Origin of the sequence: Wolbachia endosymbiont of Drosophila pseudotakahashii (assembly GCF_026015925.1) — a bacterium.
In the GTDB taxonomy this organism is placed as follows: domain Bacteria; phylum Pseudomonadota; class Alphaproteobacteria; order Rickettsiales; family Anaplasmataceae; genus Wolbachia; species Wolbachia pipientis.
In genome coordinates this window covers 745,137-757,593 of sequence record NZ_CP110359.1, presented here as the reverse complement: position 1 = coordinate 757,593, position 12,457 = coordinate 745,137, and the positions used below count along the sequence as shown (strand labels likewise).

Below are 12,457 nucleotides of genomic sequence, written 5' to 3'. Positions count from 1 at the left end.
TCAAACTGAAGAATGAGCTAATTTGTGAAGCATAATAGTGATCATATTAAAGAAGATATTGTTTTTTGAGATAAGAGGAGAATGCTCGTAATCTTTACTCATGCGCCTGAAATTGGAAAGCCAGGCAAAAGTTCTCTCAACAATCCAACGTTTGGGAATAACTTGAAATCCTGTATCAACTATTTTCTTGGCAATCGTTAATAAACATCCCGTTTCCAATAAGCATCTGTTTTGTAATTTACCTATGTACCCTTGATCAGCAAAAAACTTACGTAAAGTTGGAACTTTGCATTTAGCTTGGGCAAAAAGATTTAGAGCACTATCACGATCTTGAATACTTGCACTGTGTACTTCAGCAGCAATTACAAGACCCACAGTATCCACAATAATATGGCGTTTTCTGCCCTTTATTTTCTTTCCAGCATCGTATCCTCTAGATCCCCTTTTTGAGTCGTTTTTACTGACTGGCTGTCTATTATTCCAACTGATGGAGTTTCATTCTTACCAATTATCTCTCTTACTTTTTTAACTAGAAAATCATGAATTTCTTGCCATATTCCACTTTTTTTCAAGCGCGAATTACAGCTATACACAGTTTTCCATGGTGGAAAATCTTTAGGTAGTTGTCTCCATTGACAGCCTGTTTTCATCACATAGCGGATTGCATTAATAATTGTTCTAATATTATATTTTCTTGGTCTGCCGGTCTTTTTGGCTTCAAAATATGGCTCTATTATTTTCCATTCTTTGTCACTTATGTCGCTTAGGTACATTTAAAATTTATCTTATACCACACTTCTTACCTCTTTTCTACTTATTTTGAAGACATGCTCTAAGTGATTCTTCTAATTTAGTTAATACTTCAGGACTAGCATCTTTTTCAAATAACCTTTTACACTTCTTGAGGGTTCCATCTTGACCTCTTGGTTTTTCACGCTTGTGTTCTTCTTTTTTTACCTTTCTCTCTATAATGCCATACAATTGCTCGTCTTTTCTATCCTGCTCTTGCTTTTTATTTTTATCTATGCATTCACCTAATTTATCTGCATTAGTAGTTAGTGCAGTTATATCTATACCCATACTAAAACCTCAATATTAAAAGCTATTTAAGTTGTCAGCACTAAACTAACAACCAAGAAGTTTGACTTTTAAATTGAGCTAAACGTTGTATATGTGATCAAAATATAGGTGGAAAGGCAGAAAATTAATTTCTGTGAGAAAATTTGCCGTCATAGTTAAACCTCACTTGAACAGTTGTCTACTATTTTAACCATTTTGTCTTAAAAAATAATAAATATAGCTAAACTGCGAAACGTGCTATTGGCTAAAATAGGATAAGAAACTATAGCTGCAAATATCCAAATTGATGTTTTTATCAGTCTTCCGGACTTGGTTTTTCTTTTAGTTTTTTAAGTCTTTCTTTATTTAGTATGGAGCTTATCTCTTCTACACTTTTATCAATATCATCATTGATTATTACATAATCATATTTATCACGTTTGCTTATCTCTTTTTGAGCTGCGGCTAATCTGCGCTCTATTTCGCTTGCATCATCACTATTACGCTTTTGCAAACGCAACCTAAGCTCTTCCATTGAAGGGGGAAGTATAAAAACACTCACAACTTTTTTTCTCATGAGCTTGAATAAGTGAAATGCTCCTTGCCAGTCTATGCTTAGTAAAACGCTTATTCCATTGCTTAAGTTTTGCTCTATAAAATTTCTTGGTATACCATAAAAATTCTCAAAAACTTTGGCGTATTCAAGCATTTGGCCAGCTTTGCATAACTCGTGAAATTTTTCTTCGGTAACGAAAAAATAGTCTTTTCCATTTATTTCGCCGGGGCGAGGCTTGCGTGTAGTCATAGAAACAGACCTAACTAAATTAGTTGATTGCTCAAGTAATTTTGCTGATATAGTAGTTTTTCCAGCTCCAGAAGGGGAGGATAGAACCAATAATACGCCCTCACTTTTTACGGTCATTTTTCTTTGCATTTTTTAACATGGTGCTTTTTGGATCAGAGTTTAAAAAGCTAGAACCTTCTAAATTAGAATTTGATAAGTTGGTGCCAATAAGAGAAGAGTTATCAAAGACAGTATAGCGCAAATCGGTTTTTTCAAAATTTGCCTTATTCAAATTAACGTTTACAAACTTTGCTCTACTCAATGTTGAATTAGAAAAATCAGCATTTTCTAAATTCATATCCTTAAATTCAAAGTAAGAATAATTTACATTAAATTTTTCACCCTGTGATATTTTCTCTTGCAAATCTTCAATTGAAGTTATAGCATTTTCTGAACCTGTGAGTTTCTCCTGCCCTTGATTGTCAATCAAAATTGAATTATCAAATTTGCAACCTGTTAAGTGAACATCAGCAACTGAACTTTTATATATGCTTGAAGAGTGAAAAGACATATCACTAATTGTTGAATTACTCAAATTGCTAAGAAAAAAACTAGTTTTCCTAAAGGCATTAGCGTGAAGCAAAGAAGATCTGAAATCGCTTTCAATAAAATTTGAATTAGTTACTTTTAAATTGGACCAACTCGAATTATCAGCTAATAAATTAAAGAATGTTGAATTTTCTATTTCACTGGAATCAATATTATGGCGAGAAAGTGTACTGTTATAAACTTGAGAGTCTTGGATTTTTATCTTATACATTGAAGTTGTAGAAAGATCTGAATCTTCTATCTTCGCAGAGGTGAATAGTGAATGGTCAAAAAATGAGCCATTCATGTTAGAATTCGCAACTTTAGTATTATGAAACTTTCCGTGACGAATGTCAGCATTAGAGACATTAACTTGATGCAGTTCACTAAAACTAAAATCAATATTGGATAAATCAGCATCCTGAAGATTTGCTTCAGAAACATATGTATGCTTTATCTTGGAACCATTTAGTATAGATTGAACAAAACTTGAATTATCGTCATTCACATAGGAAATTTGTGTGTTGCTTAAATTAGTTTCGTCGAAGTTACTGTTAATTATGATAGAAGAATTAAGGTAGGCAGCGGAAAGATTGCTACCTGTAAAGTCTGATTCTTTTAACTCTGCACCATATATGTTAGCATTTTTTAATGAAGAAAATTGTATCTTTAATTTATATGCATCCACTCCAAAGAAACTTGCATTATCAAGGTTGTTTTTCTGCATAACAGTATCGTTTATTTCACTATCACTAAAATTTACGTGGCTAACATTCGAGTTTGATAAGTTGGAGAAATTCATTTTCACATTCGAGAAATTAGTATGCAAACCAATTACGTTGTGCATACTTACTTTTTTGAGATCGGAACTGATAAAATCAGCATAACTAACATTAGACTGATCAAATACGATATCTGTTAAGTTTGCAGAAACAAATTTTGTAAAACTCAAATTTGTACCTTTTATTTTAATGCCATGTAAATTAGCATTGGAAAAATTAGCACCACGTAAATCAACATCAATGAAAGACACATCGGATAAATCGGTGTTAGAAAAATCGGCACCAATCAGACTTACTCCATCAAAAACAGATTTACTTAGGTACAGTTGGTTAAAATTAGCTCCATTTAAGTTAGAACCAAAACCTTTCTTAAAATCTTCTGGCACGCCCTCTTTGTGGCACTGCACCAAAAATTCAGCAAAGTCTTTTTTACTGTAAGATACGTATTTTGCATCACGCAAAGCGTTTAAAAAATCACTAATCTGATTTTTTTCATCATTTGTTTCGTTTCCATAACATAAATGACCAACTAAAATTAATATCAAAAATCTAATCATCTTGCTTATCGCACTGTATTTCTTTCGTTTTCACAGCCCAATCGTACATTGCTGAGCTTTCTTTATTGTCTATTTTTCTATCCTCCAAAAGATGTGGCATCATTTCGGCAATCGCATTTATTATATTGATCTGCTTTTTTTCGATTGCTATATCAATTGGGGATTGAAAATTATTGTTAACTACTCTAAGATCAGCACCTTGTAATAAGAGAAAGCGCACTATGTCTACCTCACCTTGTTTAACTGAATAAATGAGAGGAGTATCACCCAATTTATTTCTAAACCTTAGTATCTCTTGAATTGTTAATCCAATTTTTTCTAGCTTACTTATTACTCCTCTTAAGCAAGTTAAGTTGTTCTTCTTAATGCAGTAAAAAAATTGCTTACTGTAATCATCAATAAACACAGTTGTAGGAAGATGCTCATTAAGGCTATCATATTGTCGTTTATATATTGACTTGCTTTGTATGTCTTTATGACCCCATTCTTTTATTGGTTCTCTGTTTAGCTTTGTCCATTTTTGTAAACTTTTCTTTTCACTTTGCTCTTCTTCATCTTTTTTAGTTATAGGTTTTACTCTATTGCGGTCCTTGGAATTACTGTTTGTTTCTTTCACTTTTTTTTCTTCAGACTGATTCTCTACTTTTTCTTTTTTTCCCTCTAATAATTGACTCGCATCACTTTTTGAAAGTTCATTATCTTTTATATCAATCTTCTGATCAGCTTGTAGATTTTTTTGCGGGTTAGCTGTATTCTCATTTAAATCAGCACTTAAAGGCAAAGGCTCTGGTTTCAAATCTTTATTCACTTCTTTATTGGCCACATTTAGTAAATTTTGAGCAAATTTGTCTGTGCTTCCTTCTAGCTGGTCATTTGGCAAATCTTTATCAATCCTTTCACCTTCACTTATAGTTTTTTCAACCACGAAAGCTTTGTTCTCGTTGTGTTGCAGTTTCTCTTTATCGGTAGTGCCGTCTAATCTTTTGCTCTCAGCCTCTTGTGTTTGTTTAGCATCGACGTTGCTTTTTAACTCATCTTTTTGATTTGTGCTATCTTGCTTCCTTACACCTACATTTTCGTTTTTATGAACTGATTCAATTTTCTTTTCTTCAAATTGCTCTACAGCAAATAGGCTCAGTGATCCGAATACAACAGCTAATAATATAAAATATAAAATATTTTTCATAAATATCCCAAGCATAAGCTTAATTAAAATGATACTATAATCAAATGATTAATCTACAGTAAAAAATGCCTTAGGATTTAATTTATAAAAAAACAATAGATTTTTTGTATCTGTTCAGGGGCATCGCAAATATTGAAGCAAAGTGGTCAGTGCTTACTGTACGAACATTGTGATTTGAGAGCAATCTCCGCTAGGGAGGATGTCATCCCAGTGCTCCTTTCTCGTCATCCCAGTGCCCAGACTACTTGGATCCAGAAAAGTTTGCTTGTAAGCAAGCAAACTAGCATAGAAAGTGGTTACAACATTTTCGATGAGATTATATGGAAAACTGGATCCCAGTGTCTGGGCACTGGGATGACAAAGGAGGACGTTATTCCAGTGCCAAGCACTGACCATTTGCTGTGCAATTTACCTTCAAAAATGAATGTTCGTACAGCTATGGAATGAATCGCGGTATGACGTAGGACTGCTGTCATTCCAGTTTGGAATCTAGTCTTTACTGGGGAGAAGAAACTATCCTTCTACAGTGTATCCGTTTAGGGGAGGTATCTGTTCAGATGCATGGCTAATGTACAAATATTGAAACAAAAATTCCAGTGCTCCCTTTCTTGTCATCCCAGTGCCCAGACACTGGGATCCAGAAAACTTAACTTTAAATAAGTGGCTGCATAATAAACTACACATTAAACCTAAAGTGCATTATATCACCATCTTGCACGATGTAATCTCTGCCTTCAAAGCGAATTTTTCCTGCGTCTTTGCAAGCTGATTCACTTCCATACTTTATGTAGTCTGCAAAGCTTATTGTCTCTGCTTTTATAAAGCCTTTCTCAAAATCAGTGTGGATTACACCTGCTGCTTTATCGGCTGTTGACCCTATTTTTACTGGCCATGCCCGTGCTTCTTTGGGGCCCACAGTAAAGAAAGTTATCATACTCAGCACTTCATACATAATACGCGCTACTCCATCAAGGCCTGATTCTTGTAAGCCAAATTCTGATAAAAAACTCTGTTTTTCCTCTTCACTATCAAGATTTGCAATATCTGCTTCGAGTTTTGCTGAAATGCAATAAAATTTGCTTTTATTTTCCTCTGCCATTCTCTCTACCTTTTTAGATAATTCATTGCCAGTTATAACATTTGTATCTTCAACATTGCAAACGTACATAACGGGCTTTGTTGTCAGCAATTGAAGCAACTTCATCTCATCTTCATTGATATTCTCCAAACTTCTTGCAGGTTTACCTAATTTTAAAGTAGCTAATACCTCTTGCATTAATTCAAGTTGTCTCTTTAGCTCTTTATCACCTTGCTTTGCTTTCTTTTCCAATTGAGGAAGCCTTTTTTCTATGCTATCAATATCAGCTAGGATTAATTCCATTTCTACCACTTCAGCATCTGATATTGGATCTATTTTACTGTGTATATGGCTGATATCGTCATCCGTAAAGCACCTGAGCAGATGAACGATGGCATCAACTTCTCTGATATGGCTTAAAAATTTATTGCCGAGCCCTTCGCCTTTGCTCGCACCCTTTACCAGACCTGCAATATCTACAACTTCTAATTGGTTGTAGATTACCTTCTCTGAGCCTGCAATTGCTGCGATTTGTTTCAAACGTTGATCTTTTATCGAAATCTTGCCTATATTTGGCTCGATTGTGCAAAAAGGATAATTTGCAGCTTCGGCTGCACTTGACTCTGTAAGCGCATTAAATAAGGTTGATTTTCCTATGTTTGGTAACCCAACTATACCGCAGTTAAAACTCATATTTGCTATGTAAAATTATAACTATTGCATAATTTAAAAATTTCTGCTATACTTAATTAGTCGCTTATTGACAATTTTGTTGGTATAGTAATATATAGCTTAAATTAAGGTAAAACTATGACTACAGCTAAGAAACGGAAACTACCAAGTGACTTTCATGATGTTGAGGTTGGAATAAAAAGGCCCAGGATCTCAGGGCAAGAAATAACTCTTTTAAATAGTAACCCTTACCCTGACAATTTCTATGTAGGACAAGCAATTGGTAATGGAAGCTGTTTTTTTGACTCGTTCAGGCAAAGTCTAGAACAACAGACAGGAGAGCAAGTTACTGCCGAAAAATTAAGAAATGATTGTAGGGAATTTGCGCAAAAGAATCCACCAAAGTGGTTTACAAATGCAATTGTCAATAGTCATGATAACAATGGCCAGCACCGTAGTGAAACTGTAGATGATTATACAGCAGACATTATGCGTAACAGTAGGTGGGGTGATCCTGACGTTGAAGGCAGAATGCTTTGTGAAAAGTATAAGGTAAAGCTACATGTTATAGAGAACCAGACTGTTGATAACCAAGATCTGTCTTTGCATGAATTAATAGACAATTCAGGTTCAAAAAGTGCAGGTGAATACAATAAAGTTGATTATGGTGATAGTAGTATTGTGCATATAATAAACAAAGGCGGATTGCATTTCGAACCATTGCTTGATAGAAATAAAAGTTTAGCAAAACAACTGCAAGAGGAAACCAAACTTAAACAAGAGCAAGAAGATTTCCTATTAGCAAAAAAACTGCAGCTAGACGAGATCTTAGAGTATTGTAACTTTTCAAAGGATATCTCTGAGAGAGCAGAGGTTGAAAAGGGATTTGATAAGTTATTGGCAGAAAATGCTGATGGAAAAATTGGTGATGTTGTAGGGCAGTGCGTTAGTGATATAAAGCAGCGCATAGAGCAGCAAAACCCTTCAAGTTTACTAAGATGTGGTACGGAATCGATGGCAGAACCATTTCATCAACAACGAGCACCACAACTTGTAAAATCTTAATAGCCCTGTATATTTTTATATAGGGCTTTTGCAAGCATTTCATATAATATGAACTTGCAGTACGTACTAACCTAAATGCAAGTTGACCATGAGACTAGTTTAATTATTGATGCCATAGAGGAATTTGGTGGTGAGGCTAGGCTTGTCGGCGGGTGTGTGAGAGACTCAATTTTGCAGCGTCGTGATGTCCACGACATCGATTTAGCTACTAATTTGCTTCCCAATCAAACGATTAAAGCGCTAAAACTCCGTAATATAAAAACTATTCCAACTGGCTTAAAACATGGAACTATCACTGCGGTTCTAAATCAGAGGTCTTTTGAAATTACGACACTAAGGCATGATGTGAAATGTGATGGTAGGCATGCAAAAGTAGAATTTACTAATAATTGGCAAGCTGATGCTTCAAGGCGTGACTTTACATTTAACGCTCTGTATGCAGATAAGCATGGCCATATATATGACTACTTTGATGGCATTGAGGATTTAAAGGCGCGAAGGTTAAACTTTATAGGCAACGCTGAAGATAGAATTAAAGAAGACTATCTACGTATTTTAAGAGCATTTCGTTTTCATGCAAAAATATGTGCCGGAGATTTGAGTGATGAAATACTAAGCGTATGCAAAAAGCATTCGCATATGATCCAAAACCTCTCTGGAGAGAGAATAAGAGATGAAATACTTAAATTGCTGAAGTGCAATGATCCTTTTCCAACACTTCAGAGCATGCAAGAATCTGATGTTTTGCAAAAGATTATCCCAAAAGAAGTAAAATGCGAAATTCTGTCTTCGTCACTTCTTTTCGGCACTGATGCGCTAGTAAAATTAGCGTTACTCCTTAGGACTACTAAAAAAAATGACAGGCTAAGTCTTGGAGAATATATAATCATGTTTCTACGTCTTTCAAACAAGCAAAAGAAAAAGCTGCTATTTTTACTATCCAACGATATCAAAACAGAACTCTCAGAAAAAGAGCAAAAAAAATACATATCTTTATTTGGTAGAGAATTATATTGTGATTTAGTGAAAATTTGTGGTGTTGAGTCTGGAGAAAATGTTGATGAATACATTTCATTTGCTAACACATTCAATATTCCAAAATTTCCTTTATCTGGCGATGATTTAATAAGTATAGGTCACCAGCCAGGAAAAAGTTTAGGTAGAAACTTGGAATTGCTAAAACAACATTGGGAAGATAGCTCCTACACTTTAACAAAAGAGGAGCTGGTGCTTTATGCTAAGAGCCTATTCTAACTGCTTTCTGACTGTTCAATGAATGTATGCTTGCAATATTAGGGGAACTCATAGAGGAATTAGGTATATGTTCTTTTTTAGCTTTTTCTGTTAATTGATATTCGTTTACTCCTCCTTGAGTTTGATTACACATTCCCTGATCTGGAGATAAAAATTTATCTCTTATGCTTAATGCCAGTTGTAACTCTTGAATCTTATTTGAAAAACATTTCATTTTAGCCTCTGTTAATTTTCCTGTAACAATTTCTTTAAGCAATTCTCCTGAGTCGTTATTATTCTTGCTATTAAAGCTGTGCAAGATAGAGCCTACAATCTTATTTACCCCTTCTTGTTTGTTAAATTCTAATTTTTTTACGCATTTTCTAACAGAAGGTGACAACTTGGCTTTTAACGTGTCATCTCGTAGTTCTTTACCCATATTTTTTCCAATGTTACAATGTTCGTTGACAACTTCTTTAACCTTAGCTTCTATGATCTCCCTTGCGGATTGTTTCAAATTACTTTCTAATAATTCAAGCAGCCTACTGCTTTCAAATTTGCCATCATCTTGATTTGATAGAGACTTTATAGTTTCATTAAGCACGTTATAGCAAAAGTGTTTCTCTTTAAATTCAGGAAAACCTTTTTTTAACTCCTCGTTTTTCCCAGATAAAAAGTTATTGAGACCCTTATCCCTAGAAAGCTTATTGGGCAAGTTTCGTAATTTTGAAAGAGTTGATTTTGCAGTAGATACTGTACTCACTGCACCTGCCTTTTTAGCCAATTGACCTTCTTTTGCTTCCTGTAGTTTCTTAGTGTCAGCTTTCAATTGACCTTCTAAATCAATCTCCAATTGTTGTTTAGATTCTAGAACACTTTGTAATTGCTTCCCCAAGTTCTCCATTTCACCCAATTGAGCAGTCAATGTATTCACACTTAATCGTAGAGCTTTGTTTTCATGACCTAAGTCACTGACTTTATTTTCTAATTCAGTATTTTTGTCTTTAGCCTGACACAATTTATCAGTCTGTGATTTAAGTAAAGCAACTAATTTGCTAGCTTGCCATTGTTGATTCAATTGAATTAATTTATCCTCCTTGTCCTTTAACCTACTCTTAAGTTCTATTATTTGTGCTTGCAGACTTTCATTTATTATCATGTATTGATCAAATATAGTTTTCTGTTGTTCATCAACTTTATCCCGCATTGCTTTTTTATCTTGTTTGTATTTGGTTAGTTCCTCTTCTTGTTCGCCTGCATCTTCTGTAAGTCCCTTATAACTCTTTTCAAGTCCTTCAATTGCAGATCGTAATTCTCTATTTTCTTCTTTTAAGGAAGCATTTTGTAAACGTTCAAGTTCTAATTCCTGATTTATTATGCCCCCCAGCTGTTCTTCTAATGCTTCATCATCTTCCTCTGTTATCAATGCTACTCCATCAGTCTGAACCCCTCCATCTTTGTTTATCACTACACTTTGGCTCTCTTTCTCTACAACTTCAGGTTTTAAGTCAACTTGAACACTTCCATCTATTGTCTTAAAAGCATCAGTTTGAACTTCATTGTGTGCAGTAGTTTTATCGTAGTACAAAATATTTTCTGCCCATCTATTCCATCTCTTGGGCAATATTCGTCCAATCGTTTTTAGATATAACCAAGCAAATACAGTAGACCAGCTGTATTTTTTTTCCTTTCGCTTAATATTAATTTCATAATTAACCTTATTATTAATATTTAGCATAAAATTACCTTATTTTTTAACTTTAATTTACAGAAAATTTTAATAGTAATAAAGTTATATATATTAGTATAAATGTTAAACAAATACTAACGCAGGTGTCAAATTATGGTAAAGTCTTTGCCCGCCTAATACACTTTAAGCAGAAATGTACATGTCTGCAAGTACAGCATTTGCTTTTTCTATCGCTCTTGCTAACACTTCCTGTTCATTGTTCTGATTTTTCACATTGATTACCTGAGCAGCTAAGTTTGCAGGAAAAGTGACCAAACTGACTTCCCATAATTCCACTTGTTTTAACACTCTAGCTCCGCTTTTATGATCAACTTCATAAATATCTATGATACTACCTATAGGTTCGTCAGGATTATCCTGCCAAAGGAGTTTTATTTTATTTCTGTTTAAATTTTCCTTAAATGCCCCAGGCAATATCAGATCATTTTGTTTATCAATTATATTAAAAACGCTAGCATAACCAGAAAATACACCGTTTTCTCCTATGCTTTTTATTGACAACGGTGAATAGAGAAATTTCTTATTCATAAAGCCTCCTGCAGTGTTGGGAATTTTGTTTGCACAACGCACTGCAATGTCAAATCTATTATATGCAGTTCTCTAAAAAGGGAAAGTATTTTTTTTAGTTACAAAATAATAAATGAGACTATGAAAGCAATAAAGATCCCAGCGTCACGTGCTAGGATGACAGTAGGAAAACTCAGATGTGAAAGCACTCAATAACAGTCTAGAAAGTATTGAGATATGAGAAAAATCTGTACTCAGGTAACATCAACAATTGATATCTCTAGACAAATTTGATCCTACTTTTACTTCTGACAGAATAGAGATAACGTTCTCTTGTATTTTTTTATATCTAGCGATTTCTGATTCATTTTTTTGCACTTCCAATCTATTATGGAGTAAACTAGAAACATCTCTTACTAACGTAGAAATGTTTTGTGCGGCCTTATATGCTATTGTTCCAATAATAAAGCTAGCAAAGGTATTAATTCTATCAGTAGTAAAACCAGAAAAGTTTGACATGTTGGCATGGAAAACAGGAATGCAAGTAAGACTACCAGGACCATTATAGTAATTACCTTTAATAGCATTAATAGCCATCAAACTCACAAAGCTAGTAATACACCCAACAATAAAAGGTCTCTTATCACTGTGTCTAAGGTCCAAATGTTGGAAAGCATCTCTTATATTAGTAATTCTGCGTATTATTTCGTAGATATGTGAAACATTAGCATTATTACTTAATGAAATTCTCCTAGATTGTTCAGATTTTTCCTGTATTCTATTACTAATTTCACAATTAAAGTCATCAATGCTTATACCACATGATGTTAAAATACGAACCATGTCTTGATTGTCGTTTTCTGATGCAGAATATAATGCTGCCTCATCCTTATAATCACGAAAATTGACATCTCCTCAACTTGATCTATAAACGCTAATTATAAACTCTTCTAAGCTCATCTTATGATTTTCTTCCAAATACCTTGACACTTCCTTAAAATATTCTTTATCGGTAGCAAGTTTGTGTAGAAATGATTGGCCTGAAATTTTTTCTAATTGATCTACAATGATCCTCTGTAATAACATAATTAGCCTCCTATTAAAGTTTCAATACTATTGATAAAATGATACAGTATTATAGTTCTTTAGTCAAGGTGAATATTAATATATTAAGGTTAAAACTGCCAATTAGCAGT

At 34.0% G+C, this 12,457-nt stretch carries 14 protein-coding genes and 1 pseudogene; 3 read left to right on the top strand and 12 right to left on the bottom strand.

What is annotated here, in order from left to right:
• The 6 genes and pseudogenes from ONI09_RS03960 to ONI09_RS03935 all read right to left on the bottom strand — a co-directional run bounded on the left by ONI09_RS03960 (position 1) and on the right by ONI09_RS03935 (position 4,956).
• Complete coding sequence (locus ONI09_RS03960) at positions 1-387, bottom strand: transposase (RefSeq protein WP_406848661.1); 387 nt, start codon at positions 385-387, stop codon at positions 1-3.
• A gap of 20 nt (positions 388-407) precedes the next feature.
• A complete protein-coding gene (locus tag ONI09_RS03955; protein WP_265013742.1) occupies positions 408-773 on the bottom strand; it encodes a transposase in 366 nt (121 codons plus the stop codon).
• A gap of 58 nt (positions 774-831) precedes the next feature.
• Positions 832-1,080: pseudogene (locus tag ONI09_RS03950) on the bottom strand (ankyrin repeat domain-containing protein); the annotation flags it as partial.
• 295 nt (positions 1,081-1,375) lie between these two features.
• Positions 1,376-1,981 (bottom strand): guanylate kinase, encoded by a 606-nt coding sequence (gene gmk / locus ONI09_RS03945; RefSeq protein WP_265013740.1) that lies wholly within the window; start codon positions 1,979-1,981, stop codon positions 1,376-1,378.
• A complete protein-coding gene (locus tag ONI09_RS03940) occupies positions 1,965-3,770 on the bottom strand; it encodes a pentapeptide repeat-containing protein (protein ID WP_264707542.1) in 1,806 nt (601 codons plus the stop codon). The genes gmk and ONI09_RS03940 overlap by 17 nt, the downstream gene beginning before the upstream one ends.
• Positions 3,763-4,956 (bottom strand): ankyrin repeat domain-containing protein, encoded by a 1,194-nt coding sequence (locus tag ONI09_RS03935; RefSeq protein ID WP_265013739.1) that lies wholly within the window; start codon positions 4,954-4,956, stop codon positions 3,763-3,765. The genes ONI09_RS03940 and ONI09_RS03935 overlap by 8 nt, the downstream gene beginning before the upstream one ends.
• Before the next feature lie 132 nt (positions 4,957-5,088).
• Here ONI09_RS03935 and ONI09_RS03930 point away from each other — a divergent pair, with 132 nt between their 5' ends.
• Complete coding sequence (locus tag ONI09_RS03930; RefSeq protein ID WP_236514785.1) at positions 5,089-5,403, top strand: hypothetical protein; 315 nt, start codon at positions 5,089-5,091, stop codon at positions 5,401-5,403.
• 66 nt (positions 5,404-5,469) lie between these two features.
• On the opposite strand, the gene ONI09_RS07000 is transcribed toward ONI09_RS03930, so the two are convergent.
• Complete coding sequence (locus ONI09_RS07000; protein WP_349496636.1) at positions 5,470-5,640, bottom strand: hypothetical protein; 171 nt, start codon at positions 5,638-5,640, stop codon at positions 5,470-5,472.
• A complete protein-coding gene (ychF, locus tag ONI09_RS03925; RefSeq protein WP_010962597.1) occupies positions 5,633-6,727 on the bottom strand; it encodes a redox-regulated ATPase YchF in 1,095 nt (364 codons plus the stop codon). Before ychF ends, ONI09_RS07000 begins: the two co-directional genes overlap by 8 nt.
• A gap of 117 nt (positions 6,728-6,844) precedes the next feature.
• Here ychF and ONI09_RS03920 point away from each other — a divergent pair, with 117 nt between their 5' ends.
• Together ONI09_RS03920 and ONI09_RS03915 are read left to right on the top strand one after the other, a co-directional pair.
• Positions 6,845-7,771 (top strand): OTU domain-containing protein, encoded by a 927-nt coding sequence (locus ONI09_RS03920; RefSeq protein ID WP_265013738.1) that lies wholly within the window; start codon positions 6,845-6,847, stop codon positions 7,769-7,771.
• Positions 7,772-7,846: 75 nt separating this feature from the next.
• A complete protein-coding gene (locus ONI09_RS03915) occupies positions 7,847-9,025 on the top strand; it encodes a CCA tRNA nucleotidyltransferase (RefSeq protein WP_265013737.1) in 1,179 nt (392 codons plus the stop codon).
• On the opposite strand, the gene ONI09_RS03910 is transcribed toward ONI09_RS03915, so the two are convergent.
• The 4 genes from ONI09_RS03910 to ONI09_RS03895 form a co-directional block, all read right to left on the bottom strand.
• Complete coding sequence (locus ONI09_RS03910) at positions 9,009-10,742, bottom strand: hypothetical protein (RefSeq protein ID WP_265013736.1); 1,734 nt, start codon at positions 10,740-10,742, stop codon at positions 9,009-9,011. The genes ONI09_RS03915 and ONI09_RS03910 overlap by 17 nt on opposite strands.
• Positions 10,743-10,877: 135 nt before the next feature.
• Positions 10,878-11,282 (bottom strand): HK97 family phage prohead protease, encoded by a 405-nt coding sequence (locus ONI09_RS03905; protein WP_265013735.1) that lies wholly within the window; start codon positions 11,280-11,282, stop codon positions 10,878-10,880.
• Between the two features lie 243 nt (positions 11,283-11,525).
• A complete protein-coding gene (locus tag ONI09_RS03900; protein WP_265013734.1) occupies positions 11,526-12,104 on the bottom strand; it encodes a hypothetical protein in 579 nt (192 codons plus the stop codon).
• Positions 12,105-12,176: 72 nt separating this feature from the next.
• The gene (locus ONI09_RS03895) at positions 12,177-12,347 is read right to left on the bottom strand and encodes a hypothetical protein (protein ID WP_265013733.1); all 171 of its coding nucleotides are present in this window, start codon (positions 12,345-12,347) and stop codon (positions 12,177-12,179) included.
• Positions 12,348-12,457: the final 110 nt, after the last annotated feature.